Source organism: Rhizobium sophorae, from assembly GCF_013087515.1.
Taxonomy (GTDB): domain Bacteria; phylum Pseudomonadota; class Alphaproteobacteria; order Rhizobiales; family Rhizobiaceae; genus Rhizobium; species Rhizobium sophorae.
Genome location: NZ_JABFCN010000066.1, coordinates 277,389 through 301,022, shown reverse-complemented (window position 1 = coordinate 301,022; position 23,634 = coordinate 277,389). Strand labels below are relative to the sequence as shown.

The following is a 23,634-nucleotide window of genomic DNA, read 5'->3' as shown; positions in this document are numbered from 1 at the left end:
AGCTCCGCAGCGGCGCCCGGGTCGAAAACCCCGACACCGTATCTCCATCGGAGCTTGTAAGAGGAAACTATGGCTGATCTTCGTAACTATCAAAGCCGCGCTCAGACCGGCGAGATGATTGATCAAGGCCTGCGCGCTTATATGCTCAAGGTCTACAACCTGATGGCGCTGGGTCTGGCGATCACTGGTGTGGCCGCATATCTGTCGTTCCAACTCGCCTTCGCCAATGGCGAACTGACCGCTTTCGGCCAGGCGATCTATCTGAGCCCGCTGAAGTGGGTGGTCATTCTGGCGCCGCTGGCTCTGGTGTTCTTCCTGAGCTTCCGGATCAATAGCATGACGGTGGCCGCTGCCCAGACGACCTTTGCAGTTTACGCTGCGCTCGTCGGCCTGTCGCTCTCGTCGATCTTTGTGATCTACACGGGCCAGAGCGTCGTTCAGACCTTCTTCGTCACCGCCGCCTCCTTCGGCGCGCTGTCGCTTTACGGCTACACGACGAAGCGTGACCTGTCGGCGATGGGCTCGTTCCTGATCATGGGTCTTTTCGGCCTGATCATCGCTTCGATCGTCAACATCTTCCTGGCGTCGTCCGCCGTGCAGTTCGCGATCTCGGTGCTCGGCGTGCTGATCTTCGCAGGCCTCACCGCCTACGATACACAGCGGATCAAGGAATTGTACCTGGAAGCCGATGACGTCGCCGTGGCCGGTCGCAAGGCGATCATGGGCGCGCTGACGCTCTATCTCGACTTCATCAACCTCTTCATGTTCCTGCTGCAGTTCATGGGCAACCGTAAATAGGCAGGACAGACTGAGATCGAAAAGGCGGCTTCGGCCGCCTTTTTTTTGTTGCGCAGGCTTGGACGGGGTGGCTCTACAGCGCCACGCGTCTTTTCGGACGCGCAAAGGACGCTGTAGCACTTTGAATTGCGATAATTTCATCCTTAAATCGATTCCGATTTAAGGAATTATGCAGTAGGAAGGCCTTGCCGCCCTAATGGATATAATGCCGAATGTCCTTCCTCCTGCGCGATGCTTCGAACGCCGATATTCCCGCCATTGCCGATATCTATCGCGAATCCGTCCTGAACGGCGTCGCGAGTTATGAGATCGTGCCGCCCTCCGAGGCCGAGATGGCGCTGCGTTTTTCGGCGATCGTCAGCCAGCAATATCCCTATATTGCAGCCATCGGCGCGGACGGGGCGCTTCTCGGCTACGCCTATGCCTCGGCCTTCCGCACGCGTCCTGCCTATCGCTGGCTGGTTGAGGATTCGATCTATCTGGCGCCTGAAGCCCGTGGCCGCGGCATCGGCAAGGCGCTGCTCGCCGAACTGATCATCCGTTGCACCACCCTCGGCTTTCGGCAGATGGCCGCCGTCATCGGCGGCGCCAGCCCCGCCTCGATCGCGCTCCATCGCACGGCCGGCTTCGAGGAGGTCGGCCTGATGAAGGGCACCGGTTACAAGCACGGCTGCTGGCTGGATACGATGTTCATGCAGCGCGCGCTCGGCGAAGGCAGGAGCACCGATCCGGACCCGTCCGTCTATCCCGGCACGCTGTAATCCGGCTTACTTGTCGACGAGCTTCAAGGCCTTGTCGAATACCTTCAGCACCTGGTTCAGCTCGTGACCGCGCTTGAGGATCGTGCCATTGACGCTGATCACGGAATAGGCGCCCTGCTTGGCGGCGAGCTTCGGGTTTTTCTCGATGCGGAAGAGCGGCATTTCGCCGGAACGCTTGAAAACGGAAAAGACCGCCCTGTCCTTCAGGTGATCGATCGCGTAGTCGCGCCATTCACCATCACCGACCATCCGGCCGTAGATCCAGAGGATCGCGTCCAGTTCGCGCCGGTGAAAGGTCACCGGAAGCGGGTCCTTGCTTTGCTTGTATTCCCTGAGATCGACGACGACTGAGGAACTGTGGTCGACGGAACGGCTTTCGCCGTGTCGCAAATCCGGCTGATCTGTCATCAGTCTCACAAGGCCTCCACATGTGACAGGAGGGTGACAGTTTGCCCGAGCCGCCGCAAATTGCAAGAGTGCCAGCCGTCACATTCCGCCGCACGTCTTTCGCGCAAGGACGCTGTAGCACTTTGAGTCAGCGCATCATGCCTTGCGAAAGTTGGGTTCGATTTTCGGACAGCATGATGCGCTGGACAGGTCAACGCTTTCTCCGCAGCGCCGCATTTCAGTCAAAACAGCGCCTCATTTGCAGGAGATTTATGAATTCGGGTTTGGCGCCAGCGCGCCAAAGGGCCCGGCGGAGCGTATCGACCTTAACCCCAGCCCCGAATACGCTCGGCCGGGCCGCCCGGCACTTCATCCGAAACCGGATGGAATCTCAAATATTTTTGCCAGCCATCACCACGGTCGCGCCAAGGATCGCAGCCGGATCGCCGTCTGCGGTCGCCGATTGCAGCAGGATGGCGCAGCCCTCGAGCTGCGGCCGCTGCAGGACGCTGGCCGGCAGCGTCAGGCTGGTTGCCTTGCCGTCCCACATGCCGACCGTTTCGACATTGGTGACGCTGTGCAGATAGGAGATCTTCTGGCCGCTGTTCTCGCCCTTTTCGACATCGATCGTCTTTTCCTTATCGAAATAGACCATCACGACATTGGCTTTGCCCTGTCCCGCGCCGATCTTGATCTCCAGTTCGTCGCCGCGCATCGCGGCACTGATCGGAACGGTCAGCCCGTTGCCTTCGCTGCTATAGGTGTCGATCTTGTTGTTGATGCCATTCAGATCGGCGCCGGCCAGATGGCCTCGTCCGTTGACGATGGCCTGCGGCGTGTAGACGTTGCTGCGGCCCATCGTCTTGGCATAGCCATATTGCCGCTCGGTGTTTTCCTTGGAGCTCAGCGTATCGGCCCAGCCGAGATAGTTCCAGTAATCGACATGATAGGCGAGCGCGATGACATCGCCCTGGTTCACCAGCTTGCGGAAAGCGGCATCAGCGGGAGGACAGGAGGAGCAGCCCTGCGACGTGAAGAGTTCGACGACACCTTTCGGCGTGCCATCTTCGGCCTGCAGCGGGCCTGAGAGAACAACGCCGGCAATCAGCGGAATCAAAAAACGGGGGGACATTCACCTGCACCTCTTTTTCAGCGCCGACGGCATGTTTGAACCGGGGCCCTGACATATGAACGTACGAATAATCCTTCCGGGTCCAAACGAAAAGTCACGAACGGGTGAGACGTAGGTCGACGGGAACTTGCGTAAAACAAATCATCGTGAGCCCCGCTTAAATACTGTCGCCGCAAAGAAAAGCCGCCGGAAACTGCTCTCCGGCGGCCATTATCAGGGGAGTCTCTTAAAAATCAGGCAGCGAGGTCGCGCAGAACCGTCTGCAGGATACCGCCATTGTTGAGGTAGATCACCTCGTCGAGCGTATCGACGCGCGACAGCAGCGGAACCTCCTTCACGGTGCCGTCGCCATAGGTGATCCTGGCAATCTTCTTCTCGCGCGGCTTGATTTTCTCCAGACCTTCGATGGTGACGAGTTCGTCGCCCTTGAGGCCGAGGCTCTGCCAGGTCGTTCCCTCCTCGAAGACGAAGGGGATAATGCCCATGCCGACGAGGTTCGAGCGATGGATACGCTCGAAGGACTGGGCGATCACCGCCTTGACGCCGAGCAGGTTGGTGCCCTTGGCAGCCCAGTCGCGCGAGGAGCCGTTGCCGTATTCGACACCGGCGAAGATGACGAGCGGCACGCCTTCCTGCTTATACTGCATTGCGGCGTCGTAGATCGAGGTCTCTTCCTTCGACGGGTAGTGGATGGTGTAGCCACCTTCCTTGCCGTTCGGGCCGAGCATGTGGTTACGGATGCGGATATTGGCGAAGGTGCCGCGCATCATCACTTCATGGTTGCCGCGGCGCGTGCCGTACTGGTTGAAATCGGCAACGGCGACGTCATGGCCGATGAGATAGGCGCCGGCCGGCGATGCCGCCTTGATCGAACCGGCCGGCGAGATGTGGTCGGTGGTGATCTTGTCGCCAAACAGGCCAAGAACGCGGGCGCCCTTGATGTCGGAGACGCCGGTGCCCTTCTTCCCCATGCCGACGAAGTAGGGCGGGTTCTGGACATAGGTCGAATTGTCGTCCCAGGCATAGGTCTGGCCTGGCGGGACCTGAACGGCCTGCCAGTTGACGTCGCCCTTGAAGACATCGGCATATTTGCTTTCGTAGAGCTCGCGGGTCACGTATTTGAGGATGAATTCCTGGACTTCCTTGGAGGTCGGCCAGATGTCCTTGAGATAGACCGGGTTGCCGCTCTGGTCCTCGCCGATCGGCTCCTTGGTCAGATCCTTCTGCACCGTGCCGGCAAGCGCATAAGCAACGACGAGCGGCGGAGATGCGAGGTAGTTCGCCTGCACGTCGGGCGAGATGCGGCCTTCGAAGTTACGGTTGCCGGAGAGAACGCCGGAAACGATAAGGCCTTTGTCGTTTATCGTCTTCGAGATCGGCGCCGGCAGCGGGCCGGAATTGCCGATGCAGGTGGTGCAGCCGAAGCCGACCAGGTTGAAGCCAAGCTTGTCGAGGTCGGCCTGCAGGCCCGACTTGGCGAGATATTCGCCGACGACCTGCGATCCAGGCGCCAGCGAGGTCTTCACCCACGGCTTCGTCTTCAGGCCCTTGGCAACGGCGTTGCGGGCAAGAAGGCCGGCGGCGATCAGCACTGACGGGTTGGAAGTGTTGGTGCACGACGTGATGGCAGCGATCGCCACGTCGCCGTGGCCGAGATCGAAGTCGGTGCCTTCAACCGCATAGCGGTTGTTCAACTGGCCGGGCTTCTTGTAGTCGGCATCCATGGAGCCGGCAAAACCGGTCGCGATGTTCTCAAGCGAAATGCGGCCTTCCGGACGCTTCGGACCGGCCATCGACGGCACGACGTCGCTAAGATCGAGTTCCAGCGTATCGGTGAAGACGAGCTCGGAACCGTCGCCTTCGCGCCACATCCCTTGCGCCTTCGAATAGGCCTCGACGAGGGCGATCCGGTCATGCGTGCGGCCGGACATAGTGAGATAGTTGATGGTTTCGCCGTCGACCGGGAAGAAGCCGCAGGTGGCGCCGTATTCCGGACCCATGTTACCGATCGTCGCGCGGTCGGCGAGCGGCATGTTGTCCATACCGGGGCCGAAGAATTCGACGAACTTCGAAACGACGCCCTTTTTGCGCAGCATCTGCACGACGGTGAGAACGAGGTCGGTCGCCGTGACGCCCTCCTTGAGCTTGCCGGTCAGCTTGAAGCCGATGACTTCGGGCAGCAGCATCGAGACCGGTTGGCCGAGCATCGCAGCTTCCGCTTCGATACCGCCCACACCCCAGCCGAGAACGCCGAGACCGTTGATCATCGTCGTGTGGCTGTCGGTGCCGACGCAGGTATCCGGATAGGCGATCGTCTCGCCGTCCTCTTCCTTGGTCCAGACGGTCTGGCCGAGATATTCGAGATTGACCTGATGACAGATACCGGTGCCGGGAGGCACGACGCGGAAATTCTTGAAGGCCTGCTGGCCCCACTTCAGGAAGCGGTAGCGCTCGCCGTTGCGCTGGTATTCCAGCTCCACATTCCTGGCAAAAGCCTGCGGCGTGCCGAATTCGTCGACGATGACGGAATGGTCGATGACGAGATCGACGGGAACGAGCGGGTTGATCTTCTCGGGATCGCCGCCGAGCGACACCATCGCGTCGCGCATCGCGGCAAGATCGACGACGGCAGGAACGCCGGTGAAGTCTTGCATCAGCACGCGCGCCGGGCGATAGGCGATTTCGTTTTCGACCGCACCCTTATTGTTCAGCCATTCGGCAACGGCCAGGATGTGCTCCTTGGTGACCGACTGGCCGTCTTCGAAGCGCAGCAGGTTTTCGAGCAGCACCTTCATCGAATAAGGAAGCTTCGACACGCCGCCCAGACCGTTTGCCTCAGCCTTGGGCAGGCTGTAATAGACATAGTCCTTCCCGTTGACGGAAAGCGTGGAACGACAATTGAAACTGTCAAGAGATTTAGACACGAGATACCCCGTTTCTGATAGCCAACACAGTCGTGCGAACGCCTATGCACTTAATGCACATCAGGATGCGGGTACGGCCATTTCCGCTGTCCGCACGTGGAACAGACGCTCCAAGTTCGGCGCAAGGATGAAATTCACGCCGACCGCTGGCGTGGTTGCAGGTCTTATAGATAATTTCCTAAAAACTTGCCATACCCGAGCACAGTCAAAATCGGACATTTTTTGACTCCGCCGCGAGCCGAAACCAAGAAAGAGCAGACGCATGCATCTCACCGCCGAAAACCTGGCTGCAAGGCGCGGTGAAGATCTTCTTTTCGTTAACATTTCCTTTCACTTGGGGGCCGGCGAGGCGCTTGTCCTCACGGGTAGAAATGGATCGGGAAAGTCCACTTTATTGCGTGTCGTCGCCGGCCTCCTCAGGCCGGAAAAAGGCACTGTCATATTTCACGGCGAAGAGAGCCCGGGAGGCAGGCACCCCGGGGAAATCAGCCACTACCTCGGCCATCGAAATGCAATGAAGAATGAACTTACGGTTGCAGAAAACCTCGATTTCTGGCGCGCCTTTCTCGGCAATGCAGGCTCCGCCGCCAGCCTTTCCGTCGAGGACGCCGCTGATGCGGTCGGTCTTTCCGGCATCACCCACCTTCCCTTCGGTTACCTCTCCGCCGGCCAGCAGCGCCGGATAGCCTTCGCCAAGCTGCTTGTCGCCCACCGTCCCATCTGGATCCTCGACGAACCGACCGCGGCACTCGATGCCAGCGCCGACCGGCTGCTTGCCGATTTGATTGGAGCGCATCTGGAGAAGGGCGGCATCGTGCTGGCGGCGACGCACCAGCCCTTGGGGCTGCAAAATACCCAGGAATTGAAGATGACGGGCTTTGCCGGCGTGGATGCGGGGATTTGGGGTTGATGTTTGTCGACGTAGCTACCCCCCTCTGCCCTGCCGGGAATCTCCCCCACAAGAGAGGAGATCACAAGCTGCTCAGATTTTCCGCCTCGAAACCGGATTGCCGATTTGGATGGCTGATTGTTTTGGGAAGCGAGAGCATCCAGCCGACCTCCCCGCTTGTGGGGGAGATGCCCGGCAAGACAGAGGGGGGTGCCCCGTCCACCGCACATCCAGAGAGCTGCCCCGCATGACCGCCCTCCTCCTCCGCGACCTGAAGCTCTCGATTCGCGCCGGCGGCGGTGCTCTGATCGGCGTGCTGTTCTTCCTGACCATCGTCGCCGTCATTCCCTTCGGCGTCGGTCCCGATCTCAAACTGCTGTCGCGCATCGGCCCCGCCATCGTCTGGATCGGCGCCCTGCTCGCCGCCCTTCTCGGCCTCGACCGCCTGTTCCAGGCCGAGCGCGACGACGGATCGCTCGATTTGATGCTGATGCAGGAAACGCCGCTCGTTCTCACCGTGCTGGTCAAATGCTTCGCCCATTGGACGGCCACCAGCCTGCCGCTGGTCATCGCCTCGCCGCTGCTCGGCCTCTTCATGAACATGGACGAGACGGCGATCGGGGCTACCATGCTGACGCTGCTGGTCGGCTCGCCCGCCATCACCTTCATCGGCGCCGTGGGTGCTGCCGTTGCCGTGGCGCTGCCCCGCGGCGGCCTGCTGGTCTCGATCCTCGTGCTGCCGCTGACCATCCCGGTGCTGATCTTCGGCGTCAGCGCCACCTATGCCGCAGTCGAGGATCCCGCCCCCTTCCTGCCGCCCTTCCTGATCCTCATTGCGCTGACACTCTTCTTCGCGGTCATCGGCCCGGCAGCCGCCGCCCTGGCGCTGCGAAACACAGCGGATTGATGGGGCGTTCGATTGCGGGAAAAGCCGGATCAAGGTAAGGAAGCGGACATGAGCGAAACGAGCCTTGCCATCAGCAAATTCAGTGATCTCGCCAACCCGACCCGGTTTCTGGCGCTGGCGGCGCGCGCCATTCCCTGGCTGGCTGGCATCACCGCCCTCTGTTTCGCGGTCGGCCTCTATCTGAGCTTCGCCACCGAAGGCGACTACCAGCAGGGCGAGACCGTGCGCATCATGTATGTCCACGTCCCCTCGGCCTGGCTTTCGATGATGTGCTATACGATTATGAGCATCTCGGCGATCGGCACGCTGGTCTGGCGCCATCCGTTGGCCGATGTCTCCGCCAAGGCCGCAGCCCCGCTCGGCGCCGCCTTCACCCTGCTGGCGCTCGTCACCGGTTCGCTCTGGGGCAAGCCGATGTGGGGCACCTGGTGGGTCTGGGATGCGCGGCTGACCTCCGTCTTCGTCCTCTTCCTGATGTATCTCGGGCTGATTGCGCTCAGCCGCGCCATCGACGATCCGTCGAAGGCCGCGCGCGTCAGCGCCGTGCTCATCCTCGTCGGCTTCGTCAACATCCCGATCATCAAATTCTCGGTCGAGTGGTGGAACACGCTGCACCAATCGGCAAGCGTGCTGCGCCTCGACGGCCCGGCGATCGATCCGGAATTCTTGCGGCCGCTCTTCGTCATGGCGATCGCCTTCACCCTGCTCTTCTTCACGCTGCACATCATGGCGATGAGGAACGATATCTGGCGCCGCCGCATTGCCGCCCAGCGCCGTCTTGCCGCTCGCATGGCGAGCCGGGAGGATTAGTCGTGACTCATGCCTTCTACGTCTACGCTTCCTATGGCTTTGCAGCCCTGGTGACGGTCGCCGTCACCGCTTGGACTTGGATCGACGGCCGCGCCCGCCGCAGGGAGCTTGCAGCCCTTGAGGCTGCCGGCATCCGCCGCCGTTCGGCGCGCCCCAAGGACAGTGTGGGGGATGGCGAATGAACGACACGCCGGAAAACACCGCCGCCAAGCCGCGCGGACTGAGCCGTTACGCATTGGCGCTGTTGCCGCTCGTCGTCTTCGGCGGCATTGCGGCCACGGCGGCAAAAATGCTCTACGACCAGGATTTCCATGGCAAGAACATCGCCGAAATTCCCTCCGCCCTGATCGGCACCAAGGCGCCGGCGCTCAACCTGCCGCCGCTCGACGGGGCCAACCTTCCGGCGCTGACCGACGCGGCAATCAAGGGCAAGCTGACCCTCGTCAACGTCTTCGCCTCATGGTGCCTCCCCTGCCGGGACGAACATCCGCTATTGAAGGAACTGGCAAAAGACGGACGCCTGAACGTCGTAGCCATCAATTACAAGGACCAGAGCGACAACGCCCTGCGTTTCCTCGGCGAGCTCGGCAACCCTTTTCGGGCGATCGGCATCGATCCGAACGGCAAGGCAGCGATAGACTGGGGTGTCTACGGCATTCCGGAAAGCTATCTGGTCGGGCCTGACGGTACGATCCTCTACAAGCGCGTCGGACCCTTCGACGATATCAGCCTGAAGGAAGGGCTTTTTCCTGCGATGGAAAAGGCGCTCGGGAAGCCGGCCTCGTAACGATTCCTCGAAGACCTCCCCAACCCTCCCCACAAGGGGGAGAGGCTTAACGCGGCTCTTGCCGTGCGTCCTATCGAACGTCCAGTGTGCAGTTGGCCCGGTTTGCGAGGCGGTGCCACGAGTTAGCCCCTCCCCCTGGTGGGAAGGGGTTGGGAGGGTCTTAACCCCCACCCTGCCAGACCTTGATCGCCTCCACCGGCCAGATCAGCATCACAACATTGAGCGTCAGGTTGTCGCGGATTATGTAGCCGGTGAAAATCTCGAAAAAGATGGCGATCGCAACCGTGAGCGCCACCGGTGCGCGGCGCGCGAAGAAGAAGCCGACGCACATGAAGACGGTGTCCATCGCCGAATTCAGGATGCTGTCGCCGTAATAATCGAGCGCGATCGTCGCCGTGCGGTAGCGGTCGATGATGAGAGGGGAGTTTTCGAGCAGCTCCCAGCCGGATTCGATGACCAGCGCCAGCAGCAGCCTTGCCGCCAACGGCTTGCCGCGCAGGATGAGATGCGCGAGCCCGTAGAACAGGAAGCCGTGGATGATGTGCGACGGCGTATACCAATCCGACAGATGCTGCGAATTGCCGCTGGTATTGACCCCGCCCTCCCACAGCTTGACATAACCGCAGGCGCAGATCGGCACGCGGCCCATCATAAATTCGGCAGCGATCTGAATGACCAGGACCACAAGGCAGGCGGCAAACCAGAAGTTCTGGTGTCTTACGCGAGATTCTACGTCGACAGCGCTCACTTCTCGCCTTCCGTTTCCAGGTTGACGCTATGTTTCAGCACCAGCGGCATCTGCGCCAGCGTGAAGATGATGGTGATCGGCATCGTGCCCCAGACCTTGAAGGCGACCCAGGTACCGTCGGAAAAATTGCGCCAGACGACTTCGTTCAGCACCGCAAGGAAGAGAAAGAAGATGCCCCAGCGGATGGTGAGCTTGCGCCAGCCCTCGGCATCGAGCTGGAAGGCGGCGTTGAAGACATAGCCGAGCAGCGACTTGCCGAAGGCCAGCCCGCCGAGCAGCGCCACGCCGAAGAGCGCGTTGACGATGGTCGGCTTCATCTTGATGAAGGTCTCGTTCTGCAGCCAAATCGACAGCGAGCCGAAGATGACGACGACGATGCCGGATACAAAAGGCATGATCGGCAGATGGCCGAGCACGATCTTCGAAACGATCAGCGAGATGATCGTCGCCGCCATGAAGAGGCCGGTCGCAACGAACAGCGGTCCGCCCAATTCGGAAAGAGCGGGAAAGGTCTCCACCAGCCACTGGCCGCGCAGATTGGCGAAGAAGAAGATCATCAGCGGCCCGAGTTCCAGCGCCAGTTTCAGCAGCGGATGATGCCGGTCGGCAGCAGACGGGGTGATATCGCTTTCGGTGCTCATGCGTTCTTCAAACCTGTTTTCCTGGAAACCTGTTTCCGGCCGTGCCTTGCAGGCTTTCGGCGGCATATCTGTGGCATCATTGCCCAAGTCCGGCAATGGCATGGGCAAAATCCTCGGCCTCGAACGGCTCCAGATCCTCGACGCCCTCCCCGACGCCGATGAAATAGACCGGCAGCTTGTGCTTGGCGGAGATGGCAACGAGAATGCCGCCACGCGCCGTGCCGTCGAGCTTGGTCATGATCAACCCGTTGACACCGGCGACGTTGCGGAAGATCTCGACCTGGCTGAGCGCGTTCTGCCCGGTCGTGGCATCGAGCGTCTGCAGTACGGTATGCGGGGCATCGGGATCGAGTTTGCCGAGCACGCGCACGATCTTCTCGAGCTCGGCCATCAGCTCTGCCTTGTTCTGCAGGCGGCCTGCGGTATCGACGATCAGCACGTCGCACTTTTTCGCCTTTGCCTGTTCGAAGGCATCATAGGCAAGACCGGCGGCATCGGCGCCAAGCTTGGTGCCGATGAATTCGGAATTGGTCCGGTCGGCCCAGATCTTCAACTGCTCGATCGCCGCCGCACGGAAAGTATCGCCGGCAGCCAGCATCACCTTCAGCCCGGCGCCGGAAAGCTTCGCCGCAAGCTTGCCGATCGTCGTCGTCTTGCCCGTGCCGTTGACGCCGACGACGAGGATGACATGCGGCTTATGCGAAAGGTCGAGCTGCAACGGTTTGGCGACCGGCTTCAGCACTTTTGCGATTTCCGACGCCATGATGCGGCTGACATCCTCGCCGGTGACATCCTTGCCATAGCGCTCGGAAGCGAGCGTATCAGTGACGCGCATGGCAGTCTCGACGCCGAGATCGGCCTGGATAAGCAGATCCTCAAGATCCTGCAGCGTCTCGTCATCGAGCTTGCGCTTGGTGAAAAGCGCGGTGATCTGGCTGGTCAGCTGCGAGGAGGTGCGCGCAAGGCCGTTGCGCAGGCGCTGGAACCAACTGAGCCTCGGTTGCGGGGCAATCGGCTCCGGCTCGACGACCTTGGGGCCGGTGGCAAAACCTTTGGGGAGGATGGGAGAGCCGGTCTCCGGTTCTGCCGGGGGGCTACCCCCTTCTGCCCTGCCGGGCATCTCCCCCACAGGTGGGGAGAATGGCTGGAAGGGCGAATCCAGCCCTGCATCACCCTCAGTCGAAATCTCTTCCGGAAGCTTTTCAACGATCTCTTCGAGGTCAGCCGGCTGTTCTAACGCTCCGGTCTCCACATGATCTCCCGCCTCGCGGGGGAGATGTCCCAGAGGGACAGAAGCGGGTATTTCCGCAACGGTTTCGGCGACCGTTTGGATTTCAGTCTCCGCCTCCGCTGCTGCCTCGGCTTCCAGCAATGAAAGCGGTACGACACCCATATCGCTGAGTTGATCCGCAGCTGGCAGGATTGAGGGTTCGACATCGTCTTCAGCAACCGGTGCTTCGACCCCGCCCTCGCCGATATCGGCAGCCGGCCCGCCGGCCGTATCCATTTCTTCGGGAAGAACAGGATCATCCGCGATTGGCAGATCTTCGTCGCGCGAACGTGGCTCCAGCTCCCTTTCCACGGCAGCAGGCACAGGTTCTTCAGCCGGCTTGCCGAAGGTGAAGACCTTTTTGATGAAACTGAGCGCCATGAGGATTCCGTGAAAGTCAGGCCGCGGCTGCGGCCGTCAATTGCATGTCGAGATGCTTGCCATTGTGGCCGGTGATCGTGACCGGCACAAGTTCGCCGGGACGAAGGCCGGGGGCTGCTACCAGCGTGAAGTTCTCCGTGTGCGCCAGGCCGTTGTTTTCAACAAGCAGCCATTGCCGGGTTCCGATCATCTGATCGAGATGGGATCGATACAGCATATGTCCAGCGGCGCGCAGCCTTGCGGCGCGATCCTTGACCAGCGACCGGTCGAGCTGCGGCATGCGGGCGGCCGGCGTGCCGGGACGCGGGCTGTAGGGGAAGACATGCAGATGGGCGATGCCAGCCTCTTGCGCCAGCCTCACGGCATTGTCGAACATTTCTTCGGTTTCTGTGGGAAAGCCGGCGATCATATCGGCACCGAAGCTCATCTCGGGGCGAAGGCGACGCGCATCCTCGATGAAACGCAGCGTGTCGGCGCGCAAATGCCGTCGCTTCATGCGCTTCAGGATCATGTCGTCGCCATGCTGCAGCGACAGATGCAGATGCGGCATGAAGCGTGGCTCGTCGGCAATGAGATCCATCAGATGGGCATCGGCCTCGATGCTGTCGATCGAGGAAAGCCGCAGGCGACGGATATCGGGGATCTGCTTCAGCAGCGTCTTGGCCAAAAGCCCGAGCGTCGGGGCGCCCGGCAGATCGCCGCCATAACTGGTGGCATCGACGCCGGTCAGCACGATTTCGCGATAACCACCGTCGACGAGATTGCGGGCCTGGTCGACGACGGCTCCCATCGGTACGGAGCGGGAATTGCCGCGGCCATAGGGAATGATGCAGAAGGTGCAGCGATGGTCGCAGCCGTTCTGCACCTGGATGAAGGCGCGCACATGGCCGTCGATATGCCTGACCATCTGCGGCGCCGTCGCCTTGACGCTCATAATGTCGTTGACCCGGAGCTTCTCTTCGGCCGAGACGCCGAAATCCGGCAGGCTGCGATAGGAGGCGCTCGTCAGCTTCTCCTCGTTACCGAGCACGGCATCGACCTCTACCATCGCGGCAAAGGTCTGCTTTTCCGTCTGCGCGGCGCAGCCGGTGACGATGATGCGGGCATGCGGATTGTCGCGCCGTGCCCGGCGAATCGCCTGGCGGGCCTGGCGCACGGCCTCGCCGGTCACGGCACAGGTGTTGACCAGGATGGCATTGTTGAGCCCGGCCTTCTCAGCCTGCGCCTTCATCACTTCGGATTCATATGTGTTGAGGCGGCAGCCGAAGGTAATGACCTCGATGCCGCTCACTGCGCCTCCGCCTCTCGGGTACCATCGCTCGACCAGAGACCCGTCGAAGGATCGACCCTGCCCGACCATTCCCATTCGGCAGGGCCGGTCATGATCACGTGATCGTCGTGCTCGCGCCATTCGATGGAAAGCACGCCCGGCGGCTTGGCACTTGCCACATTAATCGTCACCTTGCGGCCGGTACGCCCGGTGCGCGCGGCACTGACGGCAGCAGAACAGGCAGCCGAGCCGCAGGCAAGCGTCAGCCCCGCGCCGCGCTCCCAGGTGCGCGTCGTCACCGATGTCGGCGACGTCACCTGCGCCAGCGTGATATTGGCGCGCTCGGGAAACATCGGATGGTTTTCGAGCAGCGGTCCGAAGCGGGCGAGATCATAGGACATCACGTCCCTGTCCACCCAGAAGATCGCATGCGGATTGCCCATCGACATCGCCGAAGGCGAATGCAGCACCGGCTTGTCAATCGGGCCGATCTGCAACTCGATGCGGCTGGTGTCGTGGAATTCTTCCGCCAGCGGGATCCTGTCCCAATCGAACACCGGTCGGCCCATATCGACGGAGATCGTCCCGTCCTCGTGCTCGACGGCGTTGAGGATGCCGGCGACCGTCTGGAACGTAAAGACCTTCCTGCCGGTCTCGGCGGCAAGCGCCTGCACGACGCAGCGCGTGCCGTTGCCGCAGGCCTGCGCCTTCGAGCCATCGGAATTCAGGATATCGATGAAGGCATCGGTGCCTTCGGCCTTCGGATCATGGATCGCCATGATCTGATCGAACTCAGTCTGGGGATCGGCATTGAGCGTCACCGCCGCCGCCGGCGTCACTTTGTCCGGCCGGCCGCGCATGTCGACGACTAGGATCTTGTTGCCAAGCCCGTTCATCCTCGCGAATTCGACCGTTGCGCTCATGGGTATCATTCCGTCTGTCTTTCCGGTGTATATGGCGGAAATGCGAAGGAATTACCAGTGGGTGAGTGCCGGGCAGGCGTTACGGCCCGCTGACCCCATCGAGGCAGCAGTTCGGCTTTTACCGCTGCGCACCGTCGGGATCGAAGGACGCGGCATGGGCTTCGACAATAGCTGCGGTGATGACCTTTCTCAGCTCGTAGACCAGCGAGCGGGACCGTTTGCGGTCCAGATCCTGTGCCGCCTTCGCCAGATTCAGGCCTTCGTTCAGGACAATATGATGGGCCCGCGCCAGCGCCCAGCTCTCAATATCAGCATTTAGCATTCGATATCTCCGCCGATTAATTCGGCATCAAGGATATTCACGAATCATTTTACAGGACGCACTTAAGTAGAAAGTAGAATCATAGGCAGAATAATTTGCAACTGGCGCTGACAGCGAATTCGGCCGCCCGAGTGAGAATATTTATCGGCAAAACCCGAAACCCTGGCGGACTGTGCAAGCCAATACATCACTTCGTTTAAATATGTACTTTCACTGCAACCACTGGATGAAACACGACCGCCCTCTCGTCACACAGCTTTTAAGAAGTCGGTCATGCGGTCATTTGTCCGCATTGCCTTGACTTTCGCGCGGCTTTCCTGTTTATCGCGCCCAATCCGCGACGAGCCACACGACTCCGAGCCGCCGACCGGGACCTGAGATCCCGGAGGTCAACACCCGACAGCGCGATGCGCCCTCGGGTGCTTTTTGGCTTTGCGTCTTGTTTTCGTCAAGGAAAAGCACGACGTTTCCGGGCATATCCCAACCCGCCCGAAACGTATCAAGGAAGAGCCGATGTTTGAAAACCTCCAGGACCGTCTTGGATCCATTCTGAATGGACTGACAGGCCGTGGCGCGCTTTCGGAAGCGGATGTTTCCGCAGCGCTGCGCGAGGTTCGCCGTGCGTTGCTGGAGGCCGACGTCGCGCTCGACGTCGTGCGTTCCTTCACCGACCGCGTGCGTGAAAAAGCCGTCGGCGCCGAGATCCTGAAGTCGATCAAGCCCGGCCAGATGGTCGTCAAGATAGTCCATGACGAACTGATCGAGATGCTGGGCGGCGAAGGCGTCGGCGTCGACCTTCATGCCGCTGCCCCTGTCGTCATCATGATGGTCGGCCTGCAGGGCTCCGGCAAGACGACGACGTCGGCCAAGATTGCCCATCGACTGACGACGCGCGAGAAGAAGAAGGTGCTGATGGCATCGCTCGACACACGCCGTCCGGCAGCCCAGGAGCAGCTTCGCCAGCTCGGCGCGCAGGCCAATATCGACACGCTGCCGATCATATCGGGCCAGTCACCGACCGATATCGCTGCCCGCGCCGTGCAGGCGGCCAGGCTCGGCGGCCATGATGTCGTCATCCTCGATACCGCCGGCCGCACGCATATCGACGAGCCCTTGATGGTCGAGATGGCCGACATCAAGAAGCGGTCGAACCCGCATGAAATCCTGCTGGTCGCCGATAGCCTCACCGGCCAGGACGCCGTCAACCTCGCCCGCAGTTTCGACGAACGCGTCGGCATCACCGGTCTGGTGCTGACCCGCATGGATGGCGATGGCCGCGGCGGTGCCGCCCTTTCGATGCGCGCCGTCACCGGCAAGCCGATCAAGCTGATCGGCGTCGGCGAGAAAATGAGCGAGCTGGAGGAATTCCATCCCCGCCGCATCGCCGACCGCATCCTCGGCATGGGCGACATCGTCTCGCTCGTCGAGCGTGCGGCCGAAAACATCGACGCCGAGAAGGCGGCGGCCATGGCCGCCAAGATGGCCAAGGGCAAGTTCGACCTCGATGACCTGGCCGACCAGCTGCGCCAGATGCAGAAGATGGGCGGCATGGGCGGCATCATGGGCATGATGCCCGGCATGGCCGGCATGAAGGACAAGATGGCCGCAGCCGGCCTCGACGACAGACTTTTCGGCCGCCAGATCGCCATCATCCAGTCGATGACCAGGGCCGAGCGCGCCAATCCCGACCTGCTCAAGCATTCGCGCAAGAAGCGCATCGCCGCCGGCTCCGGCACCGATGCCGCCGCCATCAACAAGCTTCTGAAGATGCACCGCCAGATGGCGGACATGATGAAGATGATGGGCGGCAAGGGCAAAGGCGGCATGATGAAGCAGATGATGGGCGGCCTTGCCGGCAAGATGGGGCTGGGGGGCCTCGGCGGCATGGGCGGCATGCCCGATCTCTCGAATATCGACCCGAAGCAGCTCGAAGCGCTGCAGAAGCAGGCGGAAGCCGCGGGTCTCGGAAAACCGGGTGGGGGTATGCCCGGTCTAGGCGGAGGCTTGCCGGGCGGATTGCCCGGTCTTGGCGGCGCAAAGCTGCCGGGCCTTGGTGGTGGTTTCCCGGGCCTGCCCGGATTGCCCAAGAAGAAGTGAAAGGATCGCCTACCCCATGATTGATCCAGACGTCAAAGCCCAGCTTTCGAGCTACCGCCAGTCGATCGACAATATCGACGCGGCGCTCGTGCACATGCTGGCTGAACGCTTCCGCTGCACCAAAGAGGTCGGCGTGCTGAAGGCCAAATACAATCTGCCGCCGGCCGACCCGGCGCGCGAGGAATACCAGATCGAACGCCTTCGCCAGCTGGCGAAAGCCGCCAATCTGGACCCGGATTTCGCCGAGAAGTTCCTGAACTTCGTCATCAAGGAAGTCATCCGGCATCATGAGCAGATCGCTGCGGATCACGCTGAACAAAGCGCTGCAGCCCGATAACCGTACCGCTTAACGAAGCGGTCAAGAAAAGCCCAAGGAGTAAAGAACATGGCACTGAAAATTCGTCTCGCCCGCGGTGGTTCCAAGAAGCGCCCGTACTACCACGTCGTTCTCGCCGATGCGCGCAGCCCGCGTGACGGCCGCTTCCTCGAAAACCTCGGTTCCTGGAACCCGATGCTCGCCAAGGACGATGAGAAGCGCGTTCAGCTGAACGCCGAGCGCATCAAGCACTGGATCGAACACGGCGCTCAGCCGACCGACCGCGTTTTGCGCTTCCTCGATGAGGCCGGCGTTGCCAAGCGCGAAGTCAAGAACAACCCGGTCAAGGCAAAGCCTGGCAAGCGCGCCCAGGAACGCGCCGCCGAAAAGGCTCAGAAGGTTGCCGACGCCGCAGCTGCTGCTGCCGACGCCGCGGAATAATCGGGACTTTCCCTTCGAGCGGGCGGCATGGCGACATGCCGCCCGTTTTCGTTTCCAATCGCCCACACTTCGTTTATGAGAAACCTGTCTTTCGGCTTCACATGAAGGAACCCATGACAAAGCTTGAAAACCCCGTTCTGATGGCGACGATCGGTGGCGCGCAGGGCCTCCGGGGCGAGGTGCGCGCCAAGGCCTATACGGCCGATCCGAGCGCCCTTGGCGACTACGGCCATCTGCACAGCATGGACGGCCGTAGCTTCGAAGTCCTCGAAATCCGCGAGATGAAGAATGTTGTCGTCGTCCGTTTCCGCGGCGTCAACGACCGCAATGCCGCCGAGGCCCTGAACGGGCTTGAACTCTATATCGAGCGGGACAACCTGCCGGACGAGGAGCTGGAGGACGATGAGTTCTACTATGCCGATCTCGAAGGGCTCGAGGCGCGCGACGACAAGGGCGTCAGCTATGGCACGGTCACCGGCGTCTTCGATTTCGGCGCCGGCGACCTGCTGGAACTCAAGGGTCCGGGTAAACGCCCGGTGCTGATCCCCTTCTCCGAAGCCTCGGTACTGGAGATCGACCTCGAGGCCGGCACGCTGCTGATCGATCCGCTGGCGGCAGGTCTGGCCGACGATCCGGAAGAACTTTCGAAATTCACTCCCGACAAGCCGAAAAAGAAGAAGTGATGGCATTCCGGGCGAGCGTGCTGACACTTTATCCGGAAATGTTTCCGGGGCATCTGGGCTTCTCGCTCGCCGGCAAGGCGATGGAGCGGGGGCAATGGTCGTTGGACACGGTACAGATCCGCGACTTTGCCACCGACAGACACCGCACTGTCGATGACACCCCGGCAGGCGGCGGCGCCGGCATGGTGCTGAAACCAGACATTCTCGCCCGCGCAATCGACAGTGCCTCAGAAAACGATACCCGCCCGCGGCTGCTGATGAGCCCGCGCGGCCGGCCGCTGACGCAGCAGCGTGTGCGCGAGCTGGCGGCCGGCGACGGCGTCACCATCGTCTGCGGCCGCTTCGAGGGCGTCGACCAGCGGGTGATCGAGGCGCGCGGATTGGAAGAGGTCTCGATCGGCGATTACGTCCTATCCGGCGGCGAGCCGGCGGCGCTGATCGTGCTCGATGCAATCGTCCGCATCCTGCCTGGCGTCATGGGCAACGATCTTTCCGGCCTGCACGAAAGCTTCGAAGGCGGATTGCTGGAACATCCGCATTATACCCGCCCGCAGGAGTGGGAAGGCCGGGAAATCCCCGCGATCCTCACCTCGGGCAACCACGGCGCCATCGAAAAATGGCGGCATCAGGAAGCGGTGCGGCTGACTCGGGAGCGGCGGCCGGATCTGCTCGAAAAAGGCTAGCGCATCGGCTCGACAATCAGGATCGATTTTCGGAAAGCACGATGCGTAGATTCAAAGTGTTACAGCGTCCTTTGCGCGTCTGAAAAGGCGCGCGGCGCTGCAAAGTGAGAAAAAGCGGCTGATTTCGCAGCCCTTTTCACAAAAATGCCGCCCAAGGGATGACAAGCCCTGGCCTTTCGTGTATTGGCGCACGCGGAAATGGGGTTTATCCCCGTCTGCCAGCAAACAAAGAATGGCGAATCCGCTCCCGCCCTTGACGGGCAAAGTCCTGAGGCCAGTTCCGAAGGATCAGTGTTGAGCGCTCTGGCTGTTTCAGAAGAACCAAAGGTTAAGACGATGAACATCATTCAGCAGCTTGAGGCCGAACAGGCCGCCAAGATCGAAGCCAAGCGCACGCTTCCAGAATTTTCCCCGGGCGACACCGTCCGCGTCAACGTGAAGGTCACGGAAGGCACCCGTACCCGCGTTCAGGCCTATGAAGGCGTCTGCATCGCCCGCTCCGGCGGCGGCCTGCAGGAAAACTTCACGGTTCGCAAGATCTCCTACGGCGAAGGTGTCGAGCGCGTATTCCCGGTCTACTCGCCGATGATCGAAAGCGTCGACGTCGTTCGCCGCGGTAAGGTCCGTCGCGCCAAGCTCTATTACCTGCGCGACCGTCGCGGCAAGTCTGCCCGTATCGTTGAAGACACCGGCGTCCGCGCCCGCAAGCTTAACGACGCCGAGCGCGCCGCTATTGCCGAGGAAAAGGCACGCATCGAAGCTGAAAAGGTTGCAGCAGCTCAGGCGCTCGCCGCCGAGAAGGCAGCAGCCGAAGCTGCGGAAGCCAAGGCCGCTGCCGAAAAGGCCGCCGCAGAAGCAGCCGCCGCTGCAGCGGAACCGGCAGCAGAATAAGATCTGCGCTACGCAAAATTCTTTGCTTGGAAAGGCGGCCTTCGGGTCGCCTTTTCTATTTTTTGCTCGGGCACGCAGTGGGCGGCCTTGCCTCAGACCTATCTTCCGTGACAGTTTTTGCCGTTCAATTTTGGGGAACCGTTCAATGTTGTTTCGCCGTACCGTTCTTGCGAGCTTCGCCGCCCTTGCTCTTCTACCCCTCGCCGCATCGGCCGCCGAGCTGCCCGATCTCGGCGGCAAGAGCGTCGTCGTCGTCACCGAGAATGCCTATCCGCCGCTGCAATTCGTCGATCCGAAATCCGGCAAGGCGATCGGCTGGGAATATGATGCGATGAACGAGATCGCCAAGCGGCTGAATTTCAAGGTCGAATACCAGAACACCAGCTGGGACGCGATGATCCAGGCCGTGTCCGATGGCCAGTACAACATCGGCATGACCGGCATCACCATCAAGGAAGACCGCAAGCAGAAAGTGGATTTCTCCGACCCCTATATGCGCTCGCAGCAGTTCATGCTCGTGCGCGGCGACGAGAAGCGCTTCACCGATGCCAAGTCCTTCGGCGAATTCAAGGATGGCCTGGTCGGCGCACAGCCCGGCACCACGCCTTTCTACACCGCCGTCTATGAAGTGCTTGATGGCAACGAGCAGAACCCCCGCATCAAGCTCTTCGAAACCTTCGGCGCCACCGTCCAGGCCCTGAAGGCCGGCGACGTCGACGTCGTGCTGACCGACGGCACCGCCGGCAAGGGTTATGTCGATGCCTCGAACGGCGCCCTGAAGCTGATCGGCGAACCGCTCGGCACCGAGGATTTCGGCTTCATCTTCCCGAAAGGGTCCGACCTTGTCGCCCCGGTCAATGCCGCCATTTCAGCACTCAAGGCCGACGGCACGCTCGATACGCTGAACAAGAAGTGGTTCCTCGACTACAAGATGGGCGAATGACGCCGAGCAACTATTGATGGCAGTGCGACCATCTCCCGACAGACACGTCAAGGACGACTATCCCTGGTGGCTGGTCGCCCTCGTCACGATCGGCATCGTGCTTGCCGCCGTCATCGTCGCCAACGATATCTACGCCCAGGTCTTCCGCACCGTCGTCAACGGTGTCGGCATCACCGTCTTCGTCACGCTGGTCGCCTTCGTGCTCGCCACCGTGCTCGGCCTCGGCATCTGCCTGCTTGGCATGGCCGACAGCCAGGTGTTGCGGCAGATTGCGCGCTTCTACATCGAGATCATCCGCGGCATACCGATCCTCGTGCTGCTGTTCTACGTCGCCTTCGTCGGCGCGCCGGCTCTGGTTGCAGGCTATAATTTCCTGATTTCACCGCTGGTGACATCAGGCGTAGCCGAGCCCATCCTGGTGCGCGATCTCTCGCTGATGTGGCGAGCGATCATCGCGCTGACGGTCGGCTATTCCTCCTTCATCGCCGAAATCTTCCGGGCCGGTTTCCAGTCGGTCGATCTGGGCCAGATCGAGGCAGCCAAGGCGCTTGGCCTGTCGCGCTACCGGCGCTTTCGCTCCGTCGTCTTCCCGCAGGCGATCCGGGTGATCTTCCCGCCGCTCTCCAACGATTTCGTCTCGATGGTGAAAGACAGCTCGCTCGTCTCCGTGCTCGGAGTCGCCGACATCACCCAGATGGGCAAGGTCTATGCTGCCGGCTCCTTCCGCTTCTTCGAGACCTATTCGATCGTCACCTATATCTATCTGATCCTGACGATCGGCCTGTCGCTGGCGCTGCGGCGGACGGAGAGATGGATGAAGTCGCGGTAAGCGATCAATACCCGCCGCGCCGCGGAGCGGCCGCAGAGCGTCTGCTGATGATTCAAATTGAAGCCGCCGCGAAAAATCGCTATATGCAGGGCCATGGAATCCAAGTTCAGATGCATTGGTGCGCATATTTTCGTGCTGCAGGACCATTATCGCCTGCCGGCACGGTTTTTTGCGTGCGTGTCCGGTGCGCTCAACAGCCGACTTCGTTGATCGAATGACGGCCGGCGGAGCCTGATCTGCCATTTCTCGATTTTCCAAAAGCTTTAGAAAAACGGACTTAACGCCATGAGCGCACCGCGTACCCTCTACGACAAGATCTGGGACGATCATCTGGTCGACGAACAGGCAGACGGCACCTGTCTTCTCTACATCGACCGCCACCTGGTCCACGAAGTCACCTCGCCGCAGGCTTTCGAAGGCCTGCGCATGACCGGCCGCAAGGTTCGCGCGCCGGAAAAGACGCTTGCCGTCGTCGACCATAACGTCCCCACCTCGCCCGACCGCCATCTCGGCATCAAGAACGAGGAAAGCCGCATCCAGGTGGAAGCGCTGGCCACCAACGCCGCCGAATTCGGCGTCGAATATTATTCGGCAAGCGACAAGCGCCAGGGCATCGTCCACATCGTCGGTCCGGAACAGGGCTTCACCCTGCCCGGCATGACCATCGTCTGCGGCGACAGCCACACCTCGACGCACGGCGCCTTCGGCGCCCTGGCGCACGGCATCGGCACCTCCGAGGTCGAGCATGTTCTGGCGACCCAGACGCTGATCCAGAAGAAGGCAAAAAACATGCTGGTGCGGGTCGACGGTGTGCTTCCGCCGCACGTCACCGCCAAGGACATCATTCTTGCCATCATCGGCGAGATCGGCACAGCCGGCGGCACCGGCCACGTCATCGAATTTGCCGGCGAAGCGATCCGCGCGCTGTCGATGGAAGGCCGGATGACCATCTGCAACATGACGATCGAAGGCGGCGCCCGCGCTGGCCTGATCGCCCCTGACGAAAAGACCTTCGAATACATCAAGGGCAAGCCGCGCGCGCCGAAGGGCGAGGCGCTGGAACAGGCGATCGCCTACTGGAAGACACTGCAGACCGACGAGGGCGCTCACTACGACCGTGTCGTCGTGCTCGACGCCGCCAGCCTGCCGCCGATCGTTTCCTGGGGCTCCTCGCCCGAAGATGTCATCTCCGTCCAGGGCATCGTTCCGAACCCGGACGACATTCCGGACGAAACCAAGCGCACCTCCAAGTGGCGCGCGCTTGACTATATGGGCCTGAAGCCGGGCACGAAGATGACCGACATCACCCTTGACCGCGTCTTCATCGGCTCCTGCACCAACGGCCGCATCGAGGACCTGCGCGAAGTCGCCAAGGTCGTCGAAGGCAAGACGGTTGCCCCAACCGTCGACGCAATGATCGTGCCGGGCTCCGGCCTCGTCAAGGAACAGGCGGAAGCCGAAGGCCTCGACAAGATCTTCAAGGCCGCCGGTTTCGACTGGCGCGAGCCGGGCTGCTCCATGTGCCTTGCCATGAACGACGACCGCCTGAAGCCGGGCGAACGCTGCGCATCGACCTCGAACCGCAACTTCGAAGGTCGTCAGGGCTTCAAGGGCCGCACGCACCTCGTCTCGCCGGCAATGGCAGCCGCAGCCGCGATCGCCGGGCACTTCGTCGATATCCGCGAGTGGAACTGATCCGTCAAAACGGATGACAATCAAAAGCCCACCGATGCCCCTGCGCATCGGTGGGCTTCGCATTTTATGGCACCCTGTTTCCTCGGCACCTGACGGGTAATGATCC

26 protein-coding genes are annotated in these 23,634 nt (G+C 61.3%); 17 read left to right on the top strand and 9 right to left on the bottom strand.

Going from position 1 to position 23,634, the window contains the following annotated elements; all coding sequences use genetic code 11:
• Positions 1-69 precede the first annotated feature (69 nt).
• A complete protein-coding gene (locus G9X64_RS33655) occupies positions 70-798 on the top strand; it encodes a Bax inhibitor-1/YccA family protein (RefSeq protein WP_168312934.1) in 729 nt (242 codons plus the stop codon).
• A 212-nt stretch (positions 799-1,010) separates the two neighbouring features.
• Positions 1,011-1,559: a GNAT family N-acetyltransferase gene (locus G9X64_RS33650; protein WP_171378287.1), complete on the top strand. Its 549-nt coding sequence runs from the start codon at positions 1,011-1,013 to the stop codon at positions 1,557-1,559.
• A gap of 6 nt (positions 1,560-1,565) precedes the next feature.
• On the opposite strand, the gene G9X64_RS33645 is transcribed toward G9X64_RS33650, so the two are convergent.
• The 3 genes from G9X64_RS33645 to acnA all read right to left on the bottom strand — a co-directional run bounded on the left by G9X64_RS33645 (position 1,566) and on the right by acnA (position 6,002).
• Positions 1,566-1,967, bottom strand: a complete 402-nt coding sequence (locus G9X64_RS33645; protein ID WP_129422205.1) for a DUF2794 domain-containing protein — start codon at positions 1,965-1,967, stop codon at positions 1,566-1,568.
• A gap of 370 nt (positions 1,968-2,337) precedes the next feature.
• Positions 2,338-3,078: a DUF1223 domain-containing protein gene (locus G9X64_RS33640; protein ID WP_168312936.1), complete on the bottom strand. Its 741-nt coding sequence runs from the start codon at positions 3,076-3,078 to the stop codon at positions 2,338-2,340.
• A 233-nt stretch (positions 3,079-3,311) separates the two neighbouring features.
• The gene (gene acnA / locus G9X64_RS33635) at positions 3,312-6,002 is read right to left on the bottom strand and encodes an aconitate hydratase AcnA (RefSeq protein WP_171378286.1); all 2,691 of its coding nucleotides are present in this window, start codon (positions 6,000-6,002) and stop codon (positions 3,312-3,314) included.
• A gap of 262 nt (positions 6,003-6,264) precedes the next feature.
• Here acnA and ccmA point away from each other — a divergent pair, with 262 nt between their 5' ends.
• From ccmA to G9X64_RS33610, 5 genes are all read left to right on the top strand, one after another.
• Positions 6,265-6,912 carry a heme ABC exporter ATP-binding protein CcmA gene (gene ccmA, locus G9X64_RS33630; RefSeq protein WP_171378285.1) on the top strand — a complete coding sequence of 216 codons (648 nt, stop codon included), beginning with the start codon at positions 6,265-6,267 and terminating at the stop codon, positions 6,910-6,912.
• A 226-nt stretch (positions 6,913-7,138) separates the two neighbouring features.
• Positions 7,139-7,798: a heme exporter protein CcmB gene (gene ccmB, locus G9X64_RS33625; protein WP_168312939.1), complete on the top strand. Its 660-nt coding sequence runs from the start codon at positions 7,139-7,141 to the stop codon at positions 7,796-7,798.
• A 48-nt stretch (positions 7,799-7,846) separates the two neighbouring features.
• The gene (locus G9X64_RS33620) at positions 7,847-8,608 is read left to right on the top strand and encodes a heme ABC transporter permease (protein WP_171378284.1); all 762 of its coding nucleotides are present in this window, start codon (positions 7,847-7,849) and stop codon (positions 8,606-8,608) included.
• Between the two features lie 2 nt (positions 8,609-8,610).
• The gene (gene ccmD, locus G9X64_RS36895) at positions 8,611-8,790 is read left to right on the top strand and encodes a heme exporter protein CcmD (RefSeq protein ID WP_168312941.1); all 180 of its coding nucleotides are present in this window, start codon (positions 8,611-8,613) and stop codon (positions 8,788-8,790) included.
• The gene (locus G9X64_RS33610) at positions 8,787-9,395 is read left to right on the top strand and encodes a DsbE family thiol:disulfide interchange protein (RefSeq protein WP_171378283.1); all 609 of its coding nucleotides are present in this window, start codon (positions 8,787-8,789) and stop codon (positions 9,393-9,395) included. The genes ccmD and G9X64_RS33610 overlap by 4 nt, the downstream gene beginning before the upstream one ends.
• 160 nt (positions 9,396-9,555) lie before the next feature.
• Here G9X64_RS33610 and G9X64_RS33605 read toward each other — a convergent pair whose 3' ends face one another.
• The 6 genes from G9X64_RS33605 to G9X64_RS33580 form a co-directional block, all read right to left on the bottom strand.
• Positions 9,556-10,143 (bottom strand): DUF2585 domain-containing protein, encoded by a 588-nt coding sequence (locus tag G9X64_RS33605; protein WP_168314843.1) that lies wholly within the window; start codon positions 10,141-10,143, stop codon positions 9,556-9,558.
• Complete coding sequence (locus tag G9X64_RS33600) at positions 10,140-10,784, bottom strand: septation protein A (protein WP_003543660.1); 645 nt, start codon at positions 10,782-10,784, stop codon at positions 10,140-10,142. Before G9X64_RS33600 ends, G9X64_RS33605 begins: the two co-directional genes overlap by 4 nt.
• A 76-nt stretch (positions 10,785-10,860) precedes the next feature.
• Positions 10,861-12,435 (bottom strand): signal recognition particle-docking protein FtsY, encoded by a 1,575-nt coding sequence (gene ftsY, locus G9X64_RS33595; RefSeq protein WP_171378282.1) that lies wholly within the window; start codon positions 12,433-12,435, stop codon positions 10,861-10,863.
• A gap of 16 nt (positions 12,436-12,451) precedes the next feature.
• Entirely contained in the window at positions 12,452-13,726 is a 1,275-nt protein-coding gene (gene mtaB, locus G9X64_RS33590) for a tRNA (N(6)-L-threonylcarbamoyladenosine(37)-C(2))-methylthiotransferase MtaB (RefSeq protein WP_171378281.1), read from the bottom strand.
• Positions 13,723-14,628, bottom strand: a complete 906-nt coding sequence (dapF, locus tag G9X64_RS33585; RefSeq protein ID WP_171378280.1) for a diaminopimelate epimerase — start codon at positions 14,626-14,628, stop codon at positions 13,723-13,725. Before dapF ends, mtaB begins: the two co-directional genes overlap by 4 nt.
• Before the next feature lie 118 nt (positions 14,629-14,746).
• Positions 14,747-14,950 (bottom strand): hypothetical protein, encoded by a 204-nt coding sequence (locus tag G9X64_RS33580; RefSeq protein WP_012759368.1) that lies wholly within the window; start codon positions 14,948-14,950, stop codon positions 14,747-14,749.
• A gap of 513 nt (positions 14,951-15,463) precedes the next feature.
• Here G9X64_RS33580 and ffh point away from each other — a divergent pair.
• The 10 genes from ffh to leuC all read left to right on the top strand — a co-directional run bounded on the left by ffh (position 15,464) and on the right by leuC (position 23,528).
• Positions 15,464-17,047: a signal recognition particle protein gene (gene ffh / locus G9X64_RS33575; RefSeq protein ID WP_168312947.1), complete on the top strand. Its 1,584-nt coding sequence runs from the start codon at positions 15,464-15,466 to the stop codon at positions 17,045-17,047.
• Between the two features lie 16 nt (positions 17,048-17,063).
• Positions 17,064-17,384: a chorismate mutase gene (locus G9X64_RS33570; protein ID WP_168312948.1), complete on the top strand. Its 321-nt coding sequence runs from the start codon at positions 17,064-17,066 to the stop codon at positions 17,382-17,384.
• Positions 17,385-17,432: 48 nt separating this feature from the next.
• Entirely contained in the window at positions 17,433-17,804 is a 372-nt protein-coding gene (rpsP, locus tag G9X64_RS33565) for a 30S ribosomal protein S16 (protein ID WP_003543667.1), read from the top strand.
• Positions 17,805-17,917: 113 nt separating this feature from the next.
• Positions 17,918-18,487, top strand: coding sequence for a ribosome maturation factor RimM (rimM, locus tag G9X64_RS33560; RefSeq protein ID WP_168312949.1), 570 nt, complete (start codon positions 17,918-17,920; stop codon positions 18,485-18,487).
• A complete protein-coding gene (trmD, locus tag G9X64_RS33555) occupies positions 18,487-19,170 on the top strand; it encodes a tRNA (guanosine(37)-N1)-methyltransferase TrmD (protein ID WP_168312950.1) in 684 nt (227 codons plus the stop codon). The genes rimM and trmD overlap by 1 nt, the downstream gene beginning before the upstream one ends.
• 336 nt (positions 19,171-19,506) lie before the next feature.
• A complete protein-coding gene (gene rplS / locus G9X64_RS33550) occupies positions 19,507-20,061 on the top strand; it encodes a 50S ribosomal protein L19 (protein ID WP_003582945.1) in 555 nt (184 codons plus the stop codon).
• A gap of 145 nt (positions 20,062-20,206) precedes the next feature.
• On the top strand, positions 20,207-21,004 hold the full coding sequence (locus tag G9X64_RS33545) for a basic amino acid ABC transporter substrate-binding protein (protein WP_168314848.1): 798 nt from the start codon (positions 20,207-20,209) through the stop codon (positions 21,002-21,004).
• Positions 21,005-21,020: 16 nt separating this feature from the next.
• Positions 21,021-21,833, top strand: a complete 813-nt coding sequence (locus G9X64_RS33540) for an amino acid ABC transporter permease (protein ID WP_168314849.1) — start codon at positions 21,021-21,023, stop codon at positions 21,831-21,833.
• Positions 21,815-22,051: a hypothetical protein gene (locus G9X64_RS33535; RefSeq protein WP_168314732.1), complete on the top strand. Its 237-nt coding sequence runs from the start codon at positions 21,815-21,817 to the stop codon at positions 22,049-22,051. Before G9X64_RS33540 ends, G9X64_RS33535 begins: the two co-directional genes overlap by 19 nt.
• A 67-nt stretch (positions 22,052-22,118) precedes the next feature.
• The gene (gene leuC, locus G9X64_RS33530) at positions 22,119-23,528 is read left to right on the top strand and encodes a 3-isopropylmalate dehydratase large subunit (protein WP_020052055.1); all 1,410 of its coding nucleotides are present in this window, start codon (positions 22,119-22,121) and stop codon (positions 23,526-23,528) included.
• Positions 23,529-23,634: the final 106 nt, after the last annotated feature.